Annotated in this window: 23 protein-coding genes and 1 tRNA gene; 14 read left to right on the top strand and 10 right to left on the bottom strand. The window is 39.0% G+C overall.

The genetic code is table 11. From position 1 onward, the window contains the following. The first annotated feature begins 128 nt into the window (after window positions 1–128). Window positions 129–2,432, top strand: a complete 2,304-nt coding sequence (locus KMW37_RS08670) for a lamin tail domain-containing protein (RefSeq protein ID WP_215224236.1) — start codon at window positions 129–131, stop codon at window positions 2,430–2,432. Window positions 2,433–2,678: 246 nt separating this feature from the next. Here the strand turns inward: KMW37_RS08670 and KMW37_RS08665 are convergent, their stop codons facing one another. After that, window positions 2,679–3,770, bottom strand: coding sequence for an isoaspartyl peptidase/L-asparaginase family protein (locus KMW37_RS08665; protein ID WP_215224235.1), 1,092 nt, complete (start codon window positions 3,768–3,770; stop codon window positions 2,679–2,681). 191 nt (window positions 3,771–3,961) lie between these two features. On the opposite strand from KMW37_RS08665, the gene KMW37_RS08660 reads away from it, so the two are divergent. The 3 genes from KMW37_RS08660 (at window position 3,962) to KMW37_RS08650 (ending at window position 6,253) form a co-directional block, all read left to right on the top strand. Then, complete coding sequence (locus KMW37_RS08660; protein WP_215224234.1) at window positions 3,962–4,345, top strand: TraR/DksA family transcriptional regulator; 384 nt, start codon at window positions 3,962–3,964, stop codon at window positions 4,343–4,345. Between the two features lie 3 nt (window positions 4,346–4,348). After that, entirely contained in the window at window positions 4,349–4,909 is a 561-nt protein-coding gene (gene scpB, locus KMW37_RS08655) for an SMC-Scp complex subunit ScpB (protein ID WP_215224233.1), read from the top strand. A 174-nt stretch (window positions 4,910–5,083) separates the two neighbouring features. Further along, window positions 5,084–6,253 (top strand): pseudouridine synthase, encoded by a 1,170-nt coding sequence (locus KMW37_RS08650; protein WP_215224232.1) that lies wholly within the window; start codon window positions 5,084–5,086, stop codon window positions 6,251–6,253. 706 nt (window positions 6,254–6,959) lie between these two features. Here the strand turns inward: KMW37_RS08650 and KMW37_RS08645 are convergent. The 5 genes from KMW37_RS08645 to KMW37_RS08625 form a co-directional block, all read right to left on the bottom strand. Next, window positions 6,960–7,433: a DUF4252 domain-containing protein gene (locus KMW37_RS08645; RefSeq protein WP_215224231.1), complete on the bottom strand. Its 474-nt coding sequence runs from the start codon at window positions 7,431–7,433 to the stop codon at window positions 6,960–6,962. Window positions 7,434–7,463: 30 nt separating this feature from the next. Then, window positions 7,464–8,000: a DUF4252 domain-containing protein gene (locus KMW37_RS08640; RefSeq protein WP_215224230.1), complete on the bottom strand. Its 537-nt coding sequence runs from the start codon at window positions 7,998–8,000 to the stop codon at window positions 7,464–7,466. Further along, window positions 7,997–8,437: a hypothetical protein gene (locus tag KMW37_RS08635; RefSeq protein WP_215224229.1), complete on the bottom strand. Its 441-nt coding sequence runs from the start codon at window positions 8,435–8,437 to the stop codon at window positions 7,997–7,999. The genes KMW37_RS08640 and KMW37_RS08635 overlap by 4 nt, the downstream gene beginning before the upstream one ends. After that, the gene (locus KMW37_RS08630; protein ID WP_215224228.1) at window positions 8,434–8,922 is read right to left on the bottom strand and encodes an RNA polymerase sigma factor; all 489 of its coding nucleotides are present in this window, start codon (window positions 8,920–8,922) and stop codon (window positions 8,434–8,436) included. The genes KMW37_RS08635 and KMW37_RS08630 overlap by 4 nt, the downstream gene beginning before the upstream one ends. A gap of 338 nt (window positions 8,923–9,260) precedes the next feature. Next, window positions 9,261–9,333, bottom strand: a tRNA-Phe gene (locus tag KMW37_RS08625). A gap of 101 nt (window positions 9,334–9,434) precedes the next feature. Between KMW37_RS08625 and KMW37_RS08620 the strand changes: the two genes are divergently transcribed. The 8 genes from KMW37_RS08620 to KMW37_RS08585 all read left to right on the top strand — a co-directional run bounded on the left by KMW37_RS08620 (window position 9,435) and on the right by KMW37_RS08585 (window position 17,400). Then, window positions 9,435–10,769: a 4Fe-4S dicluster domain-containing protein gene (locus KMW37_RS08620; RefSeq protein ID WP_215224227.1), complete on the top strand. Its 1,335-nt coding sequence runs from the start codon at window positions 9,435–9,437 to the stop codon at window positions 10,767–10,769. A gap of 49 nt (window positions 10,770–10,818) precedes the next feature. After that, complete coding sequence (locus KMW37_RS08615; protein ID WP_215224226.1) at window positions 10,819–11,613, top strand: (Fe-S)-binding protein; 795 nt, start codon at window positions 10,819–10,821, stop codon at window positions 11,611–11,613. 109 nt (window positions 11,614–11,722) lie between these two features. After that, window positions 11,723–11,926, top strand: a complete 204-nt coding sequence (locus KMW37_RS22650) for a PLDc N-terminal domain-containing protein (RefSeq protein WP_215224225.1) — start codon at window positions 11,723–11,725, stop codon at window positions 11,924–11,926. A gap of 20 nt (window positions 11,927–11,946) precedes the next feature. Next, window positions 11,947–12,144: a PLDc N-terminal domain-containing protein gene (locus KMW37_RS08605; protein WP_215224224.1), complete on the top strand. Its 198-nt coding sequence runs from the start codon at window positions 11,947–11,949 to the stop codon at window positions 12,142–12,144. Between the two features lie 120 nt (window positions 12,145–12,264). Then, window positions 12,265–12,753, top strand: coding sequence for a hypothetical protein (locus KMW37_RS08600; protein ID WP_215224223.1), 489 nt, complete (start codon window positions 12,265–12,267; stop codon window positions 12,751–12,753). A gap of 54 nt (window positions 12,754–12,807) precedes the next feature. Beyond that, window positions 12,808–14,736, top strand: coding sequence for an OmpA family protein (locus tag KMW37_RS08595; protein WP_215224222.1), 1,929 nt, complete (start codon window positions 12,808–12,810; stop codon window positions 14,734–14,736). 151 nt (window positions 14,737–14,887) lie between these two features. Continuing rightward, window positions 14,888–16,051, top strand: a complete 1,164-nt coding sequence (locus KMW37_RS08590; RefSeq protein WP_215224221.1) for an AIR synthase related protein — start codon at window positions 14,888–14,890, stop codon at window positions 16,049–16,051. A 17-nt stretch (window positions 16,052–16,068) separates the two neighbouring features. Next, entirely contained in the window at window positions 16,069–17,400 is a 1,332-nt protein-coding gene (locus tag KMW37_RS08585; protein WP_215224220.1) for a neutral/alkaline non-lysosomal ceramidase N-terminal domain-containing protein, read from the top strand. Here KMW37_RS08585 and KMW37_RS08580 read toward each other — a convergent pair. From KMW37_RS08580 to KMW37_RS08570, 3 genes are all read right to left on the bottom strand, one after another. Then, on the bottom strand, window positions 17,378–17,752 hold the full coding sequence (locus KMW37_RS08580; RefSeq protein WP_215224219.1) for a hypothetical protein: 375 nt from the start codon (window positions 17,750–17,752) through the stop codon (window positions 17,378–17,380). The genes KMW37_RS08585 and KMW37_RS08580 overlap by 23 nt on opposite strands. 84 nt (window positions 17,753–17,836) lie before the next feature. Continuing rightward, a complete protein-coding gene (locus KMW37_RS08575; protein ID WP_215224218.1) occupies window positions 17,837–18,463 on the bottom strand; it encodes a class I SAM-dependent methyltransferase in 627 nt (208 codons plus the stop codon). 111 nt (window positions 18,464–18,574) lie between these two features. Further along, window positions 18,575–19,423 carry a hypothetical protein gene (locus KMW37_RS08570; protein ID WP_317195558.1) on the bottom strand — a complete coding sequence of 283 codons (849 nt, stop codon included), beginning with the start codon at window positions 19,421–19,423 and terminating at the stop codon, window positions 18,575–18,577. A 92-nt stretch (window positions 19,424–19,515) separates the two neighbouring features. On the opposite strand from KMW37_RS08570, the gene KMW37_RS08565 reads away from it, so the two are divergent. Beyond that, window positions 19,516–20,148, top strand: coding sequence for a GDSL-type esterase/lipase family protein (locus KMW37_RS08565; protein ID WP_215224217.1), 633 nt, complete (start codon window positions 19,516–19,518; stop codon window positions 20,146–20,148). A 51-nt stretch (window positions 20,149–20,199) separates the two neighbouring features. Here KMW37_RS08565 and gcvP read toward each other — a convergent pair whose 3' ends face one another. Beyond that, complete coding sequence (gene gcvP / locus KMW37_RS08560; protein ID WP_215224216.1) at window positions 20,200–23,100, bottom strand: aminomethyl-transferring glycine dehydrogenase; 2,901 nt, start codon at window positions 23,098–23,100, stop codon at window positions 20,200–20,202. Between the two features lie 199 nt (window positions 23,101–23,299). Between gcvP and KMW37_RS08555 the strand changes: the two genes are divergently transcribed. Continuing rightward, window positions 23,300–24,799, top strand: coding sequence for a M28 family peptidase (locus tag KMW37_RS08555; protein ID WP_215224215.1), 1,500 nt, complete (start codon window positions 23,300–23,302; stop codon window positions 24,797–24,799). Window positions 24,800–24,860: the final 61 nt, after the last annotated feature.

Raw genomic sequence — 24,860 nt, 5'->3', positions numbered from 1 at the left:
ATTTCCATTGTCTCTCTGGTATTTTTCTGGCTACTGATGGGAATCGACAGCATCTATTTTTAACTGATTGTATAAGTTAGGACTATTCTTTTTCTTTCATCCTTATACAGTCTCGAAATATTTTTACCATGAAATACTTTTTGAAAACATGGGGTATGTCAACTTGGATACTTTTTATCCTTTTCTCGATAATTTACCCCTTCACAGACGTAGCGAAGCAGCAATTAGTTGCACATCCCTACACTTCAATTTTTCGAGGCGCAAGTTACGGAAAATCATTAACTAACAACATAGAAAATCCCAAAATATCCCTTAAACACCAAACAAATCTTCTAAGTTTTCCTCCAGCGCATCAAAAGCTACTTACCGTAAGCCAGTATATTCAGAATCTTAAAAATAAACCCAATCCAAAAAAAGTTGAATTTCAGATAATCAATAGACCTAAAACGGCATGTGAGATCAAGCCCAATATTGCTAGAGGAACAAATAAAGACACCATCCCACCCAAAGTCCTTCACGTCTCCCAAAAGTCTGAATATGAATTGCTGATTCATTTTTCCAAACCAATGGATTCTACCTTTGCTATTATTCCCCATTATTATCGATTAAACGGAAAACATCCCAAAGCACTAAGTTGGGGCAAAAAGGCCAATCAAATACTCCTAGTCATGCAGGCGACTCCTTTAAAAACCGATGCGGATAATTTACTCAAAATTTCGAATGTAATGGATCATTCGGGGAATAAGATCATCCCTATCGAATACTACTTTTCTTTAAGAAAAAATTCCCAACCCATTTTCAAGGATATAATCATCAACGAAATCATGGCTGCCCCTAAAAAGGATAATCCTCTTCCCAATACAGAGTATATTGAGCTGTTTAACACCTCTGATAGCTCTTGGGAGCTGGGAGGATTTATCCTGGCCAATAAAAGCAGAGAAGCCATTTTGCCCAGCTACAGCATTGGCCCCAGTGAATATGTATTACTGGTTCATGAAGATGATCAAGAATTATTTGATCATCTAGACAATGTCCTCGGCTTATCTTCCTGGCCAAGGTTTGTAAACGGAGAAGATAAAGTATTACTAATGGACATAGAAGAAAACCCTTTGGATAGTCTCTCTTATTCCTCTTCAAGTTATGGAAGCTCCTCCAAGGCCAATGGAGGCTATAGCCTAGAAGTCGTAAACCCTTTCTATTCCTGTGACCAAACAACTTTACTAAGAGCATCTGAAAGTCCACTTCTGGGAACTCCTGGAAAAGAGAATTCGGTTTTCGATCCCACACCTGATCAAATTAAGCCGAAACTTCTCAAGGCTATAGTCATCAATCCAAATACCATCATTTTGGAATTTGATGAAGCGCTCAAACCAAATTTAGATAACGCGGTTTGGCAATTCACCCCAAACATGGAAATTAAAAATGTGGACTTTCATCCAAGTAGTTTGAACAAAATTTCCATCAGCTTTGAAGAAAGCTTAAAAGAAAAGAAGGCCTATCAAATCATGGTAGAAGGCTTAAGAGACTGCTCAGGAAATCTTATAGCCCCATTAAAAAATCAAGCCAGTTTTCAGATTCCTTCCATTGCAGAAAAAGGAGAAATAATACTAAATGAGGTACTCTTTAATCCTCGATCTGGAACACCAAAGTTTATAGAGATCTATAATTACTCCAGCAAATTTATAGATATCTCCAACTGGAAACTTGCTAATTACAATGACGAAACCATTAGTAACAGAAAAACTATCATAGAGGAAACAGAAATAATAGCTCCTTTTGACTTTAGGGTCATCACTACAGCGATTGACATCCTCCATCAGGAATATCCAAAAGGCAAAAAAGAAAATTGGATTGAGATAAGTACTTTACCTAGCTTCCCTATTGCAGAGGGAACTGTGATCCTGCTAAACCCAGATGAAACCCTGGTAGAGCGATTTGACTACTCGGATAAATTTCATCACGAAATGATCCAAAACACTAAAGGAGTATCTTTGGAGCGATTCTCTTCTGAACATGAGACTAACGAACCGGAAAATTGGCATTCGGCATCTGCCAGTCATGGCTATGCTACCCCTGGCTATAAAAATTCACAGAACTATGAAAAAAGTCTCTCAGGCATTGGCTTGGAAGTAAACCCGAAAACCTTCCTTCCTGAAGCAACTGGAGAGCAGCCTTTCACTACTATTTCTTATCAATTGGCCAAACCAGGTTATGTAGGAACGATCAGAATTTTTGGAACCAATGGACTGCTGATCAAAAGTCTGTGCGAAAATGATATTTGGGGAATTTCTGGTTTTTACACTTGGAATGGTACCGACCAAAACGGAAACAAAGTAAGACCTGGTTATTATATTGTTCTGGCCGAAATGCTCAACTTAGATGGTAGCATCATGCAAATAAAAAAGACAGTAGTGGTAGGAAGCAAATTCTAATGCAGCATAATAAATCCTTGGACTATGAATAAACCTGAATTTTGATTACTTTAATTCTTGAAGCAAATGCCCTAAAAATGAATGATGATTTGATTAATGACACCCTAAAAGCTTATTTTATTCGAACAGGCAAGAATTTAAAATTAATTCAAAGATTCCTTAGGATAAAATACCGCTTAAATATTGAGGAAAAAATACTTCAAAAAAGAGTGGCCCAACTTAAAATAAGCTGAGCCAAAACAAAATCTATAATCCTTCATCCTCATCATTATAGATAAAGGTCTTGCCCTGTCCTTTTTCCTTGATATAGCCCCGATACATTCCTTCAGAATTAAATGGCATACTTATGTTCGCTTGGGCATCTATTGAAATAACCCCTCCGCTTCCTTCCATTTTTACCAATTGATCCATTACCACTTCTTTTGCTGACTCATCCAAAGTCTTTTTTCCATACCTCATAATGGAGGCAATTTCATGACCTACTACATTACGGATAAAATACTCTCCATGACCTGTTGCAGAAACTGCGCAGGTGGCATTATCAGCATAAGTCCCTGCACCAATAACGGGCACGTCCCCTACTCTCCCATATCGCTTATTGGTCATTCCACCAGTTGAAGTAGCAGCAGCTACATTACCATCTTTATCTACTGCCACCGCACCAACGGTTCCAAATTTTCTGTCCTTGAAAAAAGGATCTACCAGTTCCATCTCTCTGATAGAAGAATGATCCAATTGCTGTCGCTCCGAATCAATTATTTTCATCAGCTGTTCATATCTCCTCTCCGTTCTGAAATAACTGGCATCTACCAATTCCAGATTTTGTTCTTCAGAAAAATGTTCAGCTCCTTTTCCAACCATAAAAACATGTGGTGAATTTACCATTACTTCATAAGCCGCTGTCACTGGATTCTTAACCGTGGTAATCCCTGCAACCGCTCCAGCATTTCGGGTTTTGCCGTCCATAATGGCAGCATCCATTTCGTTTCTACCGTCATGTGTAAAAACAGCTCCTTTACCAGCATTAAAAAGGGGTGAATCTTCCATTACCTTAATGGCTGCGATCACTGCATCCAAAGATTTTCCTCCTGCTTCCAAAACTGCATAACCAGCATTTAGCGATTCTTCTAGTTTTTCACGATAGGCTTTTTCACGCTCGGCACTCATATTTTCCCGTTTAATCGTTCCAGCACCACCATGAATTACCAATGCAATTGGCTGTTTTTTATTCCCTCCGGAAAATTCTTCATTTGATTCAGATTTTTCATATTTTCGTTCGGAACAGGCCAAAATAACCAAAAAAGATACTGCAAATAGATAGTTAGATTTTAACCGCATTGTAAATAATTTTAAACCAATTGTTCAACATTTAACGTATTAACTTAATAAAGGTAATTATATAGAAATGGTGAACAAATGCGGATTAGATATTGCCTATCATATTTTTGATTCTCAAAACTCTAACTTATTTTAGAGAAATTTTTTGACGATCAAAAATCAACATCACCTAAACACTAAACGCCAAAACTATGAGTCAAGAAGAGAAAACATCATATTCCAGAGAAGAACTAAAGGAGTTTGAGGAATTGATCAACAAAAAGTTAGCTGTAGCTAAAACAGAACTTCATTCATTGAAGGAAACGCTTAGTAAGAAGAATGATAGTGGAACGGATTTCACTGCTTCTACTTCTAAGTTGTTAGAAGATGGTGCAGACACTTTGGAAAGAGAAAGTTTAAGCCAGCTTGCAGCTAGACAGCAAAAATTCATCATCAATCTTGAAAAGGCTTTGATAAGAATTAAGAATGGAACTTATGGTATTTGCGTAGATACCGGTAAGTTGATCGCTAAAGAAAGACTGAAAGCAGTACCTCACACGATGCACTCTATTGAAGCAAAACTTGCTAAAAAGTAAAAATTGGAATTTTTACATAGACATATTGAAGCTTTAATTTTCTGCTCTCCGTCTCCGTTAGGCTTGGGAGAAATCCAAAAATGCCTAACGGAGATGTTTGAAACAGAGGTTCCCAAAGAGCATATTGAGGAAGCCATAAGTGACTTGCAGGCAAAATACCAGCAGGAAGACTTCGCTTTTGCCCTTGAAAAAATGGGGGACGGCTATCAATTCCTGACCAAACCAGCTTACCAAACCAGTATCTCTATACTCTTAAAACAACAGTCCACCAAAAGACTCTCCACTGCACAGATGGAGACACTTTCCATTATTGCCTATAAACAACCAGTCACCAAATCAGAGGTAGAACAGATCAGGGGAGTGAATTGTGATTATTCTGTTCAAAAACTTTTAGAAAAGGAATTGGTAACCATCAAAGGAAAATCGGATAGTATAGGCCGTCCATTATTATATGGAACCAGTGAAAAGTTCATGGAGTATTTTGGAATAAACAGCCTTAAAGATCTGCCCCAACCTAAGGACTTCAACCAAGAAGAAAACCAAATAGGCAACGAGCAAGAATAGCCTGACTCTCCTTATAGAAATTTCGTGATCCAAGAATATTTCTCTTGTGATGATATTAATCTATTATTTAGTACGTATCTTTGCAGCCTGATTCTTAAAAATGCAATACACTCATTTTTAAGTATTTAGATTAGCATTTTAATATTTAAGATACAGCAGAGATGCTGCAACACTATGAAAAAGCATAATAGGAATAACAAAGAGGGGCTAAGAGGGGAAAGAACAGGTTTTTCAGGTTCTAATAAAAAAACTGGAAGAAAGCCCTACGGAAGTAAAAACAGGAATGAATCTAGATCAGACCGTTTTAAACCAGGACAAAAACCCTATGGAAAAAGTGCTGAAAATGAAGGAAACAGCAGCTTTTCCCCATTAAAAAAATACAAAAAAGACCCTAGCGAGTTTAATAAAGAAGCCCCTAGAAAAGAGCAAGAAGGCAAATTCAAAACTATCTATAAAGGTAGAGGCAAGGATCAAAGACCTGTATTCGGCACTGAAAAAATTGAAGACAAAGGTCGAAATAAATCTTCTAAGTTTAAGAACAACCGCTTTTTCAAAACCGCCCAAACCAACCAGGAGGAAAAACCTGATTACGACCTGAAGAAGGTGGAGAAAAAAATGGGCAAATCTCCAAGCAAAGAACTTCGATTAAACAAATATATCGCCAATGCAGGGATCTGCTCTAGAAGAGATGCAGACAAATTAATAGAAGCAGGCGAAATCAAGGTAAATGGTGAGGTAATAACTGAACTTGGTCACAGAGTTCAGATCACTGATAAGGTAATCTACAAAGGCAAGTTGATCAATCCTGAGAAACCTGTATATGTATTGCTGAACAAGCCTAAAGATTTCATCACCACTACCGACGACCCAATGAACCGTAAAACGGTTATGCATTTGGTGAGTTCAGCTTGTGATGAAAGGATATTCCCTGTAGGTAGATTAGACAGAAATACTACCGGACTTTTGCTTTTCACCAATGATGGCGACTTAGCATCTAAACTTTCCCATCCGTCTGAAAAAATCAAAAAGATTTATCAGGTGACATTGGATAAGCCTATTTCTAAAACGCATGTCGATGAGATCCTAGAAGATCTGACCCTAGAAGATGGTTCTGTCCATGTAGATGATTTACAGGTCCTATCTAAGGATAGAACCATATTGGGTATTGAAATTCACGTAGGTAAAAATAGAATTGTAAGAAGAATATTTGCTCACCTTGGTTATGAAGTCATTGCCCTAGACAGGGTAATGTACGCTGGACTTACCAAAAAAGACCTTTCTAGAGGCTCTTGGAGATTCTTAACGGAAAAAGAGGTCATCAACCTGAAATACTTCAAAAAATAAGAACACTTATTTTCTCTCAACAAAGGAGCCTGAAAAATTGATTTCACGCTCCTTTTTTTTTATATCTAAAGCATGATCAAGAAAGCAATGAATACTTAGAAATCACTCCGCTAAAGCCAGTTTAAAAATCTTTTTGCAAACTTTGTGAAAAATTTCCATTTTTTTTCAAATAGAAACATGAAGGTATAAAAGCCAACACCATGTTTTTTGGATTACATTTTTAACCATAAAGATTACATCCATTCTTTGCATTCCTTAACACTATTCTACTTCAAAAACTTTTAAAACCAACCTAGCAATTTCAAAATACAAATACATGTTTACAAAACAGTCAGTTTGTACTTTACAACTATTTTACAATACTTTTCTTATAAAAAAATTTAAGAGGTAAGGCTATTATATTAGTATCATAAATAACTCACCGGTGAAATACTATTTAATTGGGGATGTCGAAAACCATTTTTTTAGAGTAGACAAAATTAGTTTTAAACAACAAAAATCATGGACCTTATTTCAAACTTACTTGGCACTATTATAGAACTATTATCTGGCCTTTTGGGCGGTTTATAATTTAAGTGTTAATCCTTAAAATCATTAGATTACTGTATTTTCAATTGTAACCTAATGAATGAAAAAAAGCTACTTCCTCAAGGAAGTAGCTTTTTAATTATAGGGCACTATTTTTATTACATGACCTCCAGTCTTCTCATGGAAAGGCCTTAGCCAATTTTTTACTTTCAAATGCCCCTTCCAATTCAATTACAATATGACTATCATCACCATTTCCACCAATCATCAACACTAAATCACTAATGGTATCCCCGCCTTTAGAATAAAAAACAATCTCACTGTCCTTTTCTGACATTTCCATCAGCACATCATATTTCTCTTTTTTCAAGCTCTTTTGAAGTACTTTGAAATCAGCCTTTGCAGCATCCCCAGAAACAGGCAACTTAAATAACTTCATCCTTTCCACTGATTTTGCAATGGCTTCCATTCCTTCATCATCCAAATCAATATTAAATCCATCGGCGAAATCAAAAAAGCTCCCAGCCAAGTCCAAATGGAAAAACTCATCATCACCTTTGTATTTTTCATATAAAGCGGCTACACTTTTACTCTGAGCTTGTGCTAAAACCCCCATGCTCATCATTGCCAGGATTAAGAATAACTTTTTCATTTTCTCTTATTTTAATGTTAGGTTCCTTTATTATTTATTCTTTTTACCCGAGCTGTATTCATTCATCCCCGGTAAATCTGTTTTCTCCGCCAGTATATTCAGGTCAGCATAGGTAAATCTACCCAGCATGCTCAATAATGTAAATTCAGCCTTTGAACCAGAAATCATTAATAATTCTGCAACTTTCCCGTCCTCTTCCCTGACCATAAATTTTAAGCTGCTGCTTTTGTCCTGCACATCCATAAGGTCCTCGTATTTGTTCTTATTCAGGGTACTCATGGCTTCTTCATAAAGCTTCATTCCATCAACCTCCTCAGCACTGAGGATTCTAATACCTTTTACTTTGGAAATCAACTCCCCCATTTCTTGTGCATCCTGATCTTCACCATCATTGGCTGCAGACTTTAAAAAACCTCCCGCCATCTGCATCATTTTAGGACTGATATACACCCTGGAAAAGGCATCGTCTTCCATATACTTGGAAAAGAACTTCACTATGGCATCATCCTGTGCTTGCACAGCACTGAACATCAACATCATTATCAATATGCTTATCAATTTCTTCATTGCTTCTCCTCTTCTATTTTTTCAATCCTAAACAATTCATTGGTCTTATTTAAATGCTTCATATCATCCATTACCTTCAATGAGGAAGTACCTTTTTGCATATTATCCTGAATCATGGACAATGCTTCCACTACCTGCAGATATGCTCTTTCTTCTTTTTGTTCCTGATACTCCTTATAAAAAAGCCAGCTAATAGAAAGTATGGCCACCATCACCGCAGCATAACGTTGCCAATTGACCAAATTCCTACCTTCTTTTGGTGTAGGCCTTTTACTTGGCTCTTCCGACCTGAGCTCTTTCAGCCCGAAGAAAAACATTTTTTCCTCTTCAAAACCTTCTGAGCTCTTTAGTAAATCCTTTAACTGGACTTCTTCCTCCAAGGAAGTTTCCCCTTGGTAGTATTTATCCAGTAAACGCTCTAATTGCTTTTTCATCATTTCTTTTGGTTTAACATAAATGAGCGCAACTTCTTTCTTGCCCTGAAAAGACTCACCTTTACTTGCTCTACAGATATCTCCATATATTCAGCAATCTCTTCATAGGTCAAGCCCTCCACTTCTCTTAACTGAAACACTTCCTTTTGTTTTTCGGGAAGCTCCTTAAGAAACCTAAACACCATTTTAACAGCTGGAGACAACTCCTCTGGACTTTCTAGCAAAACATCGACTATGTCTTCCTGATTATCTACTACCACCCATTTTTGGCGTTCCCTAAGCCGCTGTAAGCTTTGGTTTTTAACAACTCTGACCATCCAGCCGACCGAATTATCCATTTTTTGTAGCGCAGCCCTGTTCGCCCAGGCTTTCTCCAAAGCCTCCTGCACCACATCCTCAGCCTCAGCCCTGTCCTTTAACCAGAGATAGGCCATGCGGTAAAGCTTGCCACGCAGGGTCCATATATACGCCTCAAAAAATGTCTTCATTCATGTAGATAATGATCCTATATTCCAAATGTTACAGTTTTCTGAAAAATAATTTACAAACCTCCTTAAAATGATCGCTAATTAAAAGTCAATTCTTAAATCCTTACTTATATGGGAAAAATGCCCTCGAACCACCTAAAGCAAATTCATCATTGCAACATAACCACCATTCCATCAAAATAGATTAATTTTATAGTCGTAAACCAAAGAGTATGCTGACATATCAGCGTTGCCACAATAAAAAGTCAGTAAAAGAACATGAATTTCTACCTAACTATATCAAAAACAAGACATTGGAAAAAGGGCATAAAAAAAGCCTTGAATCGCTTCAAGGCTTGTGGTGATGAGTGGGCTCGAACCACCGACTCACGGATTTTCAGTCCGATGCTCTACCAACTGAGCTACATCACCGTTGTAAAGTGATGCAAAGGTAATCAAACATATTTTCCATGCAAACCCTAGAGACAAAAAAAATTAAAGAATTTTAAACAAAAATCATTAACCAATTCAATATGAACATCTTACCTCAGGTAATTTTTATTTTGGTTTTTGCAGCTGCAGGATACGTTCTTTACAAAAGGATTTCCTTCTTGAAAAGGAACATTTTCCTGGGTAAAACAGAAACCAGAAATGATCAATCTTCAGAAAGATGGAAGACCATGGCACTAGTGGCATTTGGCCAACAGAAAATGTTCAAAAGAGTACTTCCTGCATTACTCCACCTATTAGTTTATGTTGGCTTTATTGTCATCAATTTGGAAGTGGCTGAATTTATCATTGATGGAATATTTGGCCAACACCGGATTTTCGCTCCTCTACTTGGGGGAGCCTATACCTTTGCCATGAACTTCTTCGAACTACTGGCAGTAGGCGTAATGGCTTCTTGCCTGGTATTTCTAATCAGAAGAAATATCACCAAAGTCCCTCGCCTGACCATGCCAGAACTTAAAGGCTGGCCAGCTTTAGATGCCAACTTGATATTGGTCATCGAGATCATCTTGATGGTAGCGATACTTTCTATGAATGCTACAGACCAGATACTGGCAGAAAAAGGGACCGAACATTATATAGCCTTAGGCCCTCTTTTCTTTAGCGGCTTGATCAAACCATTGTTTGTGAACATGGGTGAAGGCACCCTAATATTTGTAGAGCGCTTTGCCTGGTGGTTTCATATCATCGGGATATTAGGCTTTGCCATTTATGTCACCTACTCTAAGCACCTGCATATTTTCCTTGCTTTCCCTAATACTTGGTATTCAAACCTTAAGCCTAAAGGGGAAATCGCCAATATGCCAGAGGTCACCAATGAGGTCAACATGATGTTGGGCATCCCAACTGAAGGAGGCAACGAAACCCCTGCAGAGATCGCTCGCTTTGGCGCCAAAGACATCAATGACCTTAGCTGGATCAATGTTATGAACGCCTATTCCTGTACTGAATGCGGAAGATGTACATCAGAATGTCCCGCCAATATCACAGGCAAAAAACTTTCGCCGAGAAAAATCATGATGGATGTCAGAGACCGTGCTGAAGAAGTAGGTAAAAGTATTGATGCGGGCGGTAAAGGACTCGAAGATGGAAAATCACTCTTGGGTGACTATATTAGCAAAGAAGAGATCAATGCCTGCACTAGCTGTAATGCCTGTGTGGAAGCCTGTCCGGTCAACATAGATCCACTATCCATCATCCTACAGATGCGTCGCTATGTGGCTATGGAAGAGAGTGGCTCTCCAGCCCAATGGAATGCGATGTTCCAAAATATGGAGACCAGTTTTTCGCCATGGAAATTCCCTCCATCTGATCGATTTAATTGGGCTGAGAGTGTGAAGGACGAAGAAATGAAATAAGGGAACATCCATTTCCTACTATTAACAATTGAATTTAAAATACAGAAATATGTCAAATTATAAAGTCCCCACCATGGCCGAAATGGCTGCTTCAGGTGAATCGCCTGAAATCCTTTTTTGGGTAGGTTGTGCTGGGTCCTTTGATGATAGATACAAAGCCGTCACCCAAGCATTTGTAAAAATCCTAAATAAAGTAGGGGTGAGTTTTGCAGTCCTTGGACCTGAAGAAACCTGTACAGGAGATCCAGCAAGAAGGGCTGGAAATGAATTCCTATTCCAAATGCAGGCAGTAGCCAATATCCAAGTAATGAACGGATACAATGTAAAAAAGGTAGTAACTGCCTGTCCACATTGCTTTAACACCATCAAAAATGAATACCCTGCCTTGGGTGGGGCGTATGAAGTAATACACCATAGCCAGTTTCTACAAAGCCTGATCAATGATGGAAAAATAGTCCTGAAAGGCGGCGGTGATTTTAAAGGCAAGAAAATCACTTTCCATGATTCCTGCTACCTCGGCAGGGCCAATAATGTTTACGAGGCTCCCCGAGAAGTAATCAAGGCCCTGGACATTGAATTGGTGGAAATGAAGCGATGCCGCACCAAGGGTCTTTGCTGTGGTGCCGGAGGGGCACAAATGTTCAAAGAACCTGAAGAAGGCAAAAAAGACATTAATATCGAAAGAACAGAAGAAGCCCTAAAAACCGGTGCTTCAGCAATTGCAGTGGGATGTCCTTTCTGCTTAACCATGATGTCTGACGGTGTCAAAAACAAAGAAAAAGAAAATGAGGTCAAGGTATTTGACTTGGCCGAGTTAATCGCAAAAGATCAGGGACTTTCTTAAGTCCCTGAATTATATTAACTTTTTATCATTCTTTTCCTTTAAATTGGTATAACTTCATATTTGACCATAGAACGACGAGACAAAACCGTCAACTCATAAAAATTAAAATATGGACTCTTTCTTTTCTTTAGGAATTTTTGGTTTTTTATTCACCATCGTCCCACTCGTTTTGTTTATCTGGGCATTGGTAGATGTCATTCAAGCTCGATTTGCCTCCAGTGACACAAAAATAATTTGGATCATTGTCATCATTCTTGTCCCTTTTATCGGATCAATTTTATACCTGGTCATTGGTCGAAACAATAAAATCTAGCCTCTCTAATTCTATTTTATATGTTCAAACTAATATTTATTTTATTCAGTCTCCTTCCACTTGCCTTTATGGTTTGGGCTTTGGTGGACGTCCTAAAATCAAAGTTTCGGGAAGAAAACACCAAACTCCTTTGGGTCATTGTCATTATCCTTCTTCCCTTCATTGGCTCATTACTTTATTATTTAATTGGAAGAAAAGATAAAATAGGATCATATTGACCAAAAACTTAGTGATCAAAGAATCATTCTGCCCCTTTTTGTCGTTTTAGGTAAGAAGGGTTTTTTATACCCATTTGCTTAGATTTACATTTCAAAAAAGAAATTTAGTTAATTAGTTATATGTATTTGCCATTTGAAGAGATGCCCGACACCGCAAGGGTATGGGTTTACCAAGCCAACAGAAAATTCACCCCAGAGGAAATCCAACTTGTAGAATCCAGGTTAACAGCATTCTGCAATCAATGGAACACTCATGGTAATTTGATGCCAACCTCTTTTGACATTAAGTATGATCAGTTCATCATCCTATCTGTGGACGAATCAAAACTCGGTGCCAGCGGATGCTCCATTGACAGCTCGGTAAAAACCTTAAGGGAACTGGACGAAGTACTCAAGGTCAACCTACTGGACCAAGGCAAGATTTCTTTCGTATATCAAGATGACGTAACCATCAGCAGCCTGGGAGAAATCAAAAGCCATATCCAGTCTGGTGCATTGACCAGCAATACCAAAGTCTTCAACCCAATCATTCAGAAAAAAGAAGACTTACAGAACAAATGGTTGATTCCTGCCAGGAAAAGTTGGTTAAACAGGTATTTTAACAACTAATTTATTTTAAAAGTTATATATTAGGGGATATACACTTTATGAAAGCTTGACTTTATGATGAAAAATTGTTTTCTGTGTTGCTTTTTAATAAGCCTTGTTTTGGGCGCCTGTACCAGTCTACCCCAAAAAGGCAAAAGCCAGTTTGCTGCTGGGGAATATCAATTGGCAATTGGCACTTTTTCGAGAATTTTGGCGGACAATCCTGAAGATGCAGATGCCAACTACTATGTAGCAGAAAGCTTCAGGCTTTCCAACCGTATTGAGGATGCCCTACCCTATTATGACAAACTCTTGGAAGGAGAAGGCTCCTTTGAAAACTATATGAAAAAAGCCAAAAGTCTCCATGATCAAGGGGACTATGAAGCAGCCGCGGCCGCCTATAAAGAAGCCAAAGAGCATACCAGCAGTGATTCCCTGCTTGCTCTAGCTGACAGAGGATCCCAAAACATTGCCCAAATTGAAAATATCACAGATTATTGGCCATATCACGCGCTTCAAAACTACGAACTGCTGAATACATCAGGAATTGACTATGCTCCAGTTGTGAGTGAAAACTTCCTTTACTTCACCAGCTCTCGAGGAGCAAGTGGAGCCTACCCAGCAACTGGACAAGGTTACACCAAACTCTACAGGACCCGTGCAGATGGCATCAAGGTAGATGTTCAGAATGTACAGGCACTTCCCGAATTCAGAAATGAAGAAGGATTGAACCAAGGAGCCATTACAATCAGCCCTGATGGCAATACTATCATTTATGCCAGAGGAAATAGTACCAACAAAAACGATCTTCCTGATGTAAGCCTTTTTGTCTCCTACTTTAGAGGAGCTAGCTTTACTGATCCTATTTGGATGCCCGTAAACGAGGAAGAAACTTACTGGAACTCAACCCCAGCATTTAGCCCTGATGGAGAAGTTTTATACTTTGCTTCCAACAGACCTGGAGGCTATGGAGGAACAGATCTTTATAAAGCTACCAAATTGGCCAATGGTGACTTTGGTAATGCACAAAACCTGGGACCAGAAATCAACACCCCGGGAAATGAAATGTTCCCTAGACCAGTGGGTGATAAATTTTTCTTCGCCTCTGATGGCCATCCAGGATTTGGAAAACTTGACCTTTTTGTTGCTGAAACAGTAGACGGCACCAAAACCATAAAGAACCTGGGCAAGAATATTAACTCTGTGGGAGATGACTTTGGCATTTTCTTCACCAACTTTCCTAAAGAGGGATTTCTCACCTCCAACAGAGAAGGAGGGATTGGTGATGATGATATTTATTACTTTGAAGATAAAACCCCAAAACCCAAGGTGGTCAATGTATTCTTAAATGTAAAAACCTTGCAAAACATCCCTGATGGAGAACCGATCACACTTCCAAGAACAAGAGTAGCACTTTATGATGGTGCCAAAAAATCAGTAGGAGGAGACTTCTCCAATGATGATGGGAAGCTTCGCTTTCAGTTGGAGCCTAATGCTGATTTTACCATGATTGCCTCCAAAAACGGCTATTTTACCAAAAGCATCAGTTATTCCACTGTTGGAAAAACCCCAGCTCAAGAAGACCTGATTCAGGATGTCACCAATATTGTATTGGACACCACCATTGTCTTGGAAAAGCTAGAGCTTGAAAAAGCCATTGTCTTGGAAAACATCTATTATGACCTTGACAAAGCTGATATCCGACCTGATGCGGCTGTAGAATTGGATAAATTGGTTAAAATCCTACAGGACAATCCTGAAATCAAGATTGAGCTAAGTTCACACACTGATGCTAGAGCCAGTGACGAATACAATAGGGACCTTTCCCAAAGAAGGGCTGAATCAGCAGTCAACTATATTGTTTCCCAAGGTATTGCCAAAGACAGGTTGGTTGCCAAAGGTTATGGTGAGGACAGGTTGATCATCGAAAACGCACAAACTGAGGAAGAACACCAAATCAACCGAAGAACCGAATTCAAGGTCACGGAAATTGAAGAAAACTAATACGGAATCCCAGGCCAAACACCTGGGATTTTTTATTTCCCAATTTTATTTTGTTTAAATGGCCACAGCTTTGCAACATTCAAACATATATTTTCTCAATCCTTCTTAAAATCCTTAACTTTACGGCAATATTAACCAAGTCATTATTCTGATGGACGAAAGATATATGCAAAGAGGCGTATCAGCCTCAAAGGAGGATGTGCACCAGGCCATTTCCAAACTTGACAAAGGACTTTACCCAAAGGCATTTTGCAAAATTGTGGAGGACACTTTAGGCAATGATCCTAATTACTGTAATGTCATGCATGCGGATGGCGCGGGAACCAAATCCTCACTTGCTTATTTATACTGGAAAGAGACAGGGGACTTGAGCGTGTGGAAAGGTATCGCCCAGGACGCCATCATTATGAATATTGACGATCTACTTTGTGTGGGCGCCATCAACAATATATTGGTCTCCTCCACCATTGGAAGAAACAAAAACCTTATCCCTGGTGAAGTAATTTCCGCCATCATCAATGGTACCGAAGAAGTCCTACAAATGCTTCGAGATAATGGTGTTAATGCTGTACTTACTGGAGGTGAAACAGCTGATGTTGGGGATCTTGTAAGAACTGTAATTGTTGACAGTACTGTTACTGCCAGAATGCGCAGAGATGAGGTAATCTCCAATGACAATATCAAAGCTGGTGATGTGGTAGTAGGTATTGCCTCTCATGGCCAAGCCAAATATGAAACTGCTTATAACGGAGGCATGGGTAGTAATGGCCTTACTTCTGCTAGACATGATGTTTTCAACAAAGTATTGAAAACAAAATACCCAGAGAGCTTCGATCCATCTGTTCCAGAAGACTTACTATACACTGGCAAATATAACCTTACTGACCCTGCGCCTGGCACTTCTGTAAATGTTGGTCAGTTGGTACTTTCTCCAACAAGAACCTATGCCCCTATCATGGTAGAGGCTTTGAAATATTTACGTCCACAAATCCATGGTTTGGTTCACTGCAGTGGTGGTGCACAAACCAAGGTGCTTCACTTCGTGGACAATGTTCATGTAATCAAGGATAACCTTTTTGAAACTCCTCCTTTGTTTAAAATCATCCAGGAAGAGAGTGGCACAGATTGGAAAGAAATGTATAAGGTTTTCAATATGGGCCACCGAATGGAGGTTTATCTGGAAGAAAAATATGCAGAAGAAATCATTGATATTGCTGAATTCCATGGGGTAGATGCACAAATCATCGGACGCGTTGAACCTCATGAAGGCAAAAAAGTCACCATCAAAAGTGAACACGGTACCTTTGAGTATTGATCATAGTCAAGACTTATATGCTGCAAAAAACCTTAAAAATACTGGCCTGGATAACAGGCCTTTTACTTTTTCTAGCTGGCTTACTCCTCACAGGAGTAGATAGAAGTTCTCCTAAGGAACAGGACTATTATCAAGAAACCTTAAATGCTATTGAAAATCTTGATTTTCAAAGTTCCACTGGACAATCTTGGTTAGCCGGCTGGGCAAAGGTAAATGCTACCCCTAAAGAACCGGCTAGTCTTGTAGGCTATAAACCTCGTGGCAAGTATAAGTTTGTTCAGGACAGCAGCTATGTTAAGGCTTTGGTTTTGGGCAATGGACATCAAAACATTGCTTACCTCAATTATGAATTACTGATTGTTCACCCCTTCTTGGCAAAAAGTATCAATGAGGGGATTAAGGCAGCAAACCTTCCTATAGATCAAGTTTATTTTACTGCCACCCATACCCACAGCGGAATGGGAGGTTATATCCCGGGCTTAATGGGTAAAATTGCATTTGGAGGATATGATCAGAAAATCGTCAACATGCTGACGCAAAAATCCATTGAGGGCATCAAACAATCCCTTGATAGTCAGGAAAACGTCAACATCACTTATCAAAAACACAGTGCCCCAGATTTTGTTATCAATAGATTTATCAAAGAAGACCCTACAGACCCTTTTATCCGACAGCTAGTATTTACAAAATCCAACGGAGAGAAGGGTACCTTCTTTACCTATACCGCCCATGCTACTTGTTTGAGTAGTAAATTCATGGGGCTCTCAGGCGATTATCCTTATTATCTCACCGAGGAAATGAAAGATGACTATGACTTTGCGCTTTTTGCAGCAGGAACAGTAGGAAGCCACAGTCCATTGCCACCAGGAAATACACCAAAGGACATCAAAACCTATGCCCATCAGCTAGATAGCTTGATGGAAACAACTTCCTTGAATGTTGATACCATTGTATCCAAAAACATTAAATTAACCACACTTATTCCTTCATTGCCTGAAGCTACGTATCGGATTTCGGATAATATCAGGCTTAGACCATGGGTGTTCAACAACTTGTTTGGAGACACCAATAGTCATTTTGACATTCTCCAAATAGGAAACACTATCATGATCTCAAGTAGTGGTGAAATATCAGGAGTATTTTATGAGAAATGGGAAAAGATGGCGGCAGCAAAAGGCCTAAACCTAATTATCACCTCCTTTAATGGAGGATATATGGGCTATATCATTCCTGACAAATATTACGAAAGACATTATCACGAAGCCCGTGACATGAACTGGTTTGGCCCTTACAGTGGTTCATTTTTCGATGATATCATCACCAACATTATTTCTTTGGCAACAAAATAGCGTCATCTACATTACTTTCTCTGAGCTTGATTATTGGCATTCTCGAGTGATAATCTTCTGGAACTTCAAGTACCCGGATGCTTCCCTTAAATGATTTAGAAAGATTCAGAATGCGCATATTGGGATCAATGAATTCCACCTTATTATTTGAAGAGATATTTTTAGACATGATAGGAATACTAAGATCAAAAGATTCCTTAGAAAAGTTCAAGCTATCTATTCCTTCTATTGGTTCAAAATCAAAAATTGCAGGCAGGTCACTTTTCAGGTCTAGTTTGCCAGTATCTTGGGCTAACAAATCTGAAGAAAACAATAACGCTGCAGTAAAAACAAGTAATGAAATCTTTTTCATAGCATAAAACTTAGTCAACCTTAATTATATTCTATAAGTTAATTTTTAATCCAACTAACTAAAAATCTTCAACGTTAAAACTAGTTAATTTGTTCTTTCACAAAACCACGCCTGAATCCAATCTTTCTTAAAGGACATTTTACTTTTTATTCCCCAGCCATAATTTTCAAAATACTTGGAATAATTGGGCAGGTCCTTTCTTGGGTTTTTAGTTACCAACCTGAAAAACCAGATCATAATATATTGTAAAATCTTTCTATTGGGATGATCTAAGAAATCAGTAAAAATCCATTTGGTTTCCCTTTTACATCTTTTATCGACTTCATCAAACAAGACTTCGAGATCACTTTCTGTTAACAAGTCCAATAAAAACTGAGTGATAATTATTTCAAACTGATGATTTGGCATTTTCATAAAATCATCTTCCTTTAAAAATAACACCCGTCCTCTTAGGCTGTCTGGAACTCCCTTTTTTGCCTTATCGATCATTTTCTGGGAAGCCTCCACAAAAAAGACTTTTCCTTCCTCTCCTACCTGCTCTAATATTTCTGGTAAATTAGTGCCTGTTCCACCTCCAATATAAAGCACATTATTTCCCTTTGTAATACGATCTAAAAATGCCCGCTTACTTTCTAAATGACCTTTTCCCAGCACCAAGGACGCTAGGTCATCATAGAAAAACACCACCCTATCATACAGGTTCTTTTCCATTCAACAAATATACAAGACCAGCACTATTCCTATATGATTTACCTCTTTATTACCAATAAGCTTAAAAAAAGAAATCATTAAAAAGAATTTGGATGGAATGGATAAGTACAATCAACCAATTAACAACAAAATCAGTGGAAGCATATAAGCTGCATCAATTTGCCTTCTCACGTATTCCTTTCCTTTATGAGATTGTAAAAAAGCCAATGCATGAATCAGGAACATCGTCAAAAGAATGACGATGTATATGTAATAATGGGAACTCAAAAAGAAAAACAAACTCAAATTATAAATCAGTCCAATCCAAACAATTACGTTCAAAAGCTTATATGTCGCCTTCACCCCAAATGTATTGACTATCGAACCCATTTGATCCCTTTGATCACTGTGTTTATCCATATAGGCCAATAATATGAGATTAAACCATGCCAATAAAAAATAGCCAAAGGCAAAAAACCAAAAAGAGTTGGGTAAACCGCCATTCACAAATCTGATCAGAGGAGCCAAAGTAATCCCAGCGGTATAGAAGGCTGCAGTGGACAGCTCTTTGAGAAAAGCCATTTTCTTTCCAAAGAACTTAATCACCAAAATATTACCAATGATCATACTCCCTAAAAGAAGCCCAAAGGATATCAATCTGGAGAATTTGATATAGTTAAACGCCAGATAAAGCCCCATAACAACCACTAAAATCAACCAAATGATCAACTTATTGTAATGTACCTGATGGAACAGATGCCTTGCTGAGCTGGCTTTACCTTCAATATTTTTGGCATCCATTAAATGATCGAAGGTATAAATACCCCAAACCGCCAAGCCCATCAAAACATAAACCACAGGTGTAAAACTTAAATCAAGCATATGCTGAAAAAAGAAAAGACCAGCACATGCCCCGATTACCACATCCAAGGATAACCACTGAAAGTAACTGTAATATTTCTTTATTCTAAGTGCAGACACAAGAGTAAATATACAACCCCGAGCGTTTAATTGGAATGATATGCTATATTTAACACTTTCAAATTTATTGTAACCGTTAATAACCCTTAATAATGAAGAAATTTCTTTTTACAATCCTATGTCTTTTAAGCTTTAGCCTTCTCTCATTGGCACAAGATCAGGTAAAAGTAGCCTGTGTAGGAAACAGTATCACACAAGGCCCGGGAAGAGAACACCCTGATAGTTGGCCATTAATAATGCAAAACATATTAGGTGATGATTATTTGGTAAAAAACTTTGGCGTAAGTGGCAGAACCTTATTAAAAAAAGGGGACTACCCATATTGGAATGAAACACAATTTCAAGAAGTTCAGGACTTCAACGCAGATATCATTGTCATCAAACTAGGCACTAATGATTCCAAACCACAAAACTGGAAGTACAAGAATGATTTTGTAGCAGACTATATTGATATGATCAATACTTTCAAGTCCAGTATGGACGAAGATGGTGAGATTTATGTTTGTATGCCAGTTCCTGTGTTCAAAGACAATTTTGGCATAAATGCCATCGGAATGGAAGAGATGGAGCCCATGCTTAAGGAAATCATCAAAAGCACCGGAGTAAAAAAGATCAACTTATACAAGCCCCTCAAAAAACATGGAGATCTATTCCCTGATGGGATTCACCCCAATAAAGAAGGCAATCAGATCATGGCAGAAGCTGTGGCCAAAAAGATCAAGTAATAAAAAAGCTCCGGAATAAATCCGGAGCTTTTCTAATATATTTCTAAGGGCTTAAGAAACGGCCTCTTCTTGCTCATATTCTTCTGTTGGAATACAGCTACAAACCAAGTTTCTGTCCCCATAAGCTGAATCAATTCTTCTTACGGTTGGCCAGAACTTACTGTTTCTCACATACTCCAATGGATATACAGCCTGTTCCCTAGTGTAAGGAAAATCCCAATTTTCGCTCATCACCATATTGGCGGTATGAGGGGCGTTTTTCAAAGGGTTGTTTCCCTTATCCATCTTCCCTTCTTCAATCTGTCTGATTTCTTCACGGATACTGATCAAAGCATCACAGAACCTGTCCAACTCAGCTTTAGTTTCAGATTCAGTTGGTTCAATCATCAAGGTTCCAGCCACAGGGAAAGATACTGTTGGGGAATGGAAACCGTAATCGATCAAACGCTTGGCAATATCTTCCACCTCAACATCTACTGCTTTGAACTCCCTGAAATCAACGATCATTTCGTGCGCTGCACGTCCTTGAGAACCAGTATATAAAATCGGGAAGTATTCGCTCAATCTTTCCTTAATATAGTTGGCATTTAGAATGGCAGTTTGAGTAGCATGCTTCAATCCGTTTCTACCCATCATCGCAATATAAGCATAAGAAATAGGCAGAATACTTGCACTACCAAAAGGAGCTGCAGAAATCGCGGTGATTGCTTGCTGCCCACCAGTCTTAACGATTGGGTTACTAGGCAAGAATGGCTCCAAATGCTTGGCTACACAGATTGGTCCCATACCTGGTCCACCCCCACCATGAGGAATACAAAAGGTTTTGTGTAGGTTAAGGTGACAAACATCAGCACCAATATTTCCTGGACTGGTCAAACCTACCTGTGCATTCATATTGGCACCATCCATATATACTTGGCCACCATTATCATGAATAATCTGGCACATCTCACGAATAGCTTCTTCGAATACTCCGTGGGTAGAAGGATAGGTCACCAAGAAAGAAGATAAATTATCCTTATGCTTTTCAGCTTTCTCCTTAAGGTCTTCAATATCAATATTACCTAGCTCATCACACTTCACGATAACCACTTTCATGCCGGCCATAACCGCAGAAGCAGGATTGGTACCGTGTGCAGAAGAAGGAATCAAAGCAATATTTCTATGGCTTTCTCCCCTGCTTTCATGGTAAGCCCTGATTACCATCAATCCGGCAAATTCACCTTGCGCGCCTGAATTAGGCTGAAGGGAGGTTTCTGCAAAACCGGTAATTTCAGACAACCAGTTTCTTAAATCCTGGAACAACTCATAATAACCTGCCGCCTGATCTTGAGGAGCATAAGGATGCAATTGACCAAATTCTGGCCAAGTAACAGGAATCATCTCAGCTGTTGCATTCAGCTTCATAGTACATGATCCAAGAGAGATCATAGAATGAACCAACGAAAGATCTCTGTTTTCCAATCGCTTAATATATCTCAGCATCTCATGCTCAGAATGGAAAGCATTGAAAATCATATGATCCATATAATCAGAAGTCCTAGCTAAACCTTCAGCCACTTCAAAGGCCAAATCATCAGCTAATGGAGCCAAATCAACCTCACTTGCGCTCATGTGCGTAGTTCTTGCGAACACTTCAATGATGCTTTGTACATCTTCAAAGGTTTTGGCCTCATCAAATGCCAAGAAAACATATCCTGGCTCATAACGGAAATTCATTTCATGTGACAATGCAAAAGCAGTAATCTTTGACTGTTGAACATCATCCACTTTAATTTTAAGGGTGTCGAAATAATCCTTGTTTTCTTGTACAAATCCAAGTTTCTCCAACCCCTTAGCAGTAAGCTTGGCCAAGCCATGAATCTTAGCTGCAATATCTTTCAAGCCTTTAGGCCCATGATAAACCCCATACATACCTGCCATTACTGCCAATAATACTTGGGCAGTACAGATATTAGAAGTGGCTTTTTCTCTCTTAATATGCTGTTCTCTTGTCTGAAGGGCCATTCTATAAGCCTTATTGCCATCTCTATCCAAAGAGACACCGATAATTCTTCCCGGCACCTGTCTTTTATAAGCTTCCTTGGTCGCAAAATAAGCAGCATGTGGCCCACCAAATCCCATCGGTACACCTAAACGCTGAGTAGTGCCCACCACCACGTCTGCTCCAAATTCACCCGGAGGGGTCAACAATGTCAATGAAAGTAAATCTGCAGCAAACGCTGTAGAAACTTTATTCTCAATGGCAGCATTTACCAAAGACTTATAATTGATTACTTCACCATCCGCATTGGGGTATTGAAGCATTACTCCATAAAGTTCCGGATCAGTAAGGTCAAGCTCACTTAATGGACCCTGCACCAACTCCACCCCAACGGGGAGTGCTCGGGTTTTTAAGATCTCCCTAGTTTGTAAGAATACTTTTTCATCGACAAAAAACTTGGCCGCTTTCTTCTTTTCCCTAGGCCTCGTAGCATAAAGCATGTTCATTGCCTCGGCGGCTGCAGTTCCTTCATCCAAAAGAGAAGCATTGGCCAGCTCCATACCTGTAAGGTCCATCACCATAGTCTGGAAGTTCACCAAAGCCTCTAAACGGCCCTGGGCGATTTCTGCCTGATATGGAGTATAAGCAGTATACCAACCTGGATTTTCCAGTACATTTCTCAGGATCACTCCAGGAACGATGGTATCATAATATCCCAAACCAATAAATGACTTGTAGATCTTATTCTTAGAAGCCAACTTCCTGAAATCCTTTAAAAAGGCTGCCTCAGATTTGGCTGTTGGTAAATTCAAAGGCTTATCCAGCTGAATCGCTTTTGGGATAGTTTGGTCAATCAGTTCCTCGATGGAAGAAACACCAATTTTCTCTAGCATTTCCGTAACCTCCTGATACGAAGGACCATTGTGGCGATTTTCAAACTTTACAGAGGGGTTCAAATCAATTTTCATAATCCAGATTCGCGTATTATACTCGGGTAATATTCCTTAATTTATACTGATTTGCAAAGGTATAAATTATTGATTGATAATGATTTTCTTTTTCAAGTTTTCTCCTCAATATCAGCTTATATTGATAAGTGGGCTTACACTTTTACAAAATATTGCCTAGTTTAGTGGGCAAATTTCAGTGATAACTCAAATATAGAGAATGAAGAGGAACTATTTCGTGGCCAGCGCCTTGGGACTTTTGTTATCCCTGCAGGTTAGTGCACAACAAACATCAATAGTGGAAAAATACGCCTCCACTATCAAAGACTCCGATTTAAAGGAGTATTTGACTTATTTGGCATCTGATGAATTAGAAGGACGTGAGACCGGCAAAAAAGGTCAAAAACTTGCTGCGGAGTTTCTTTCAAAGTTTTACCAGGAAAATGGACTTGAAGGCCCAGTAGATGGAAGCTATTATCAAAAATTCAACTTGGTAACCGTCAAGTGGAAAAACATTGAATTAAGAGTTGGCAAACAAAACCTGGTAAATAACGAGGACTTTGTATTTATCGGTGATGGGGACATGAAAAAGAGAACCAAAACCGACTTGGTATACCTAGGCCTTGCCAGCGATGAAAACTTGGCCAAAGTAGACGTTAAAGACAAACTGGTTGGCCTTTGGTCCATCGGACAGCGTGCCGGAGATCAAATCAATAAAATCATGGATGCTGGTGCCGCTGGAGTAGTTGTGGTTACCATGGAAGGACAAGCCAATTTTGACCGAATTGCCAATAGGTACAAGAGCCTTAGCAACAGTGGAAGAATGGGATTTGACAAACCCACTGATCAGAAACCAGTATTTATGGTCAGTTCTGAAAAAATGGCCAGCCTATTTGGCAAAACCATTGAAGAGTTGAAGGAAGCTGCCAAAAGCAACCCTGAATCCATTGCAAGCCAAAAAGCAAGATACAAGGTAGAGAAAACCAAGGAAATCGTAGACACCGAAAACGTAATGGGTTTCTTGGAAGGGACTGACAAAAAAGATGAAATCTTAGTAGTTTCTTCTCACTATGATCACGTAGGCATCAACAGCAAAGGAGAAATCAATAATGGCGCTGATGATGACGGGTCTGGAACTGTTTCTGTAATGGAAATTGCCCAAGCTTTTGCTACTGCTGCAAAAGATGGCCATAAGCCAAGAAGATCTGTGCTTTTCTTGAACGTAACCGGTGAAGAAAAAGGATTATTGGGTTCTGAATATTACACAGATAATCCTGTATTCCCATTGGAAAACACGGTCAATAACCTGAACATCGATATGGTGGGCAGAATTGGCTATGAATACCAGGATGCAGAAAACCAAGATTACGTCTATGTAATCGGATCGGACATGCTTTCTTCACACCTGAAAACCATCTTGGAATACAATAATATCACGCATACCAACCTGATCCTGGATTACAAATACGATGCTCCGGACGATCCGAACAGGTTCTATTACCGTTCTGACCATTATAACTTTGCTAAGCACAACATTCCAGTGGCCTTCTTCTTCAACGGTGTACACGATGACTATCATCAGCCGTCTGATACTGTTGACAAGATCGAATTCAAACTGATGGAAAAAAGAGCAAAATTGATTTTCTATACTGCTTGGGATTTGGCCAACAGGGAAAATAGAACTCCTGTGGATGGCAGCAATGACCGAGGAGAGAGATAAATAAAAGCTGAAGGCTAAAGCCTAAAGGCAAAAAACAAAAAAACCGCAGAGTTCTAATTCT

Source organism: Echinicola shivajiensis, from assembly GCF_018642165.1.
In the GTDB taxonomy this organism is placed as follows: domain Bacteria; phylum Bacteroidota; class Bacteroidia; order Cytophagales; family Cyclobacteriaceae; genus Echinicola; species Echinicola shivajiensis.
This window is presented reverse-complemented; position numbering and strand designations above follow the sequence as displayed.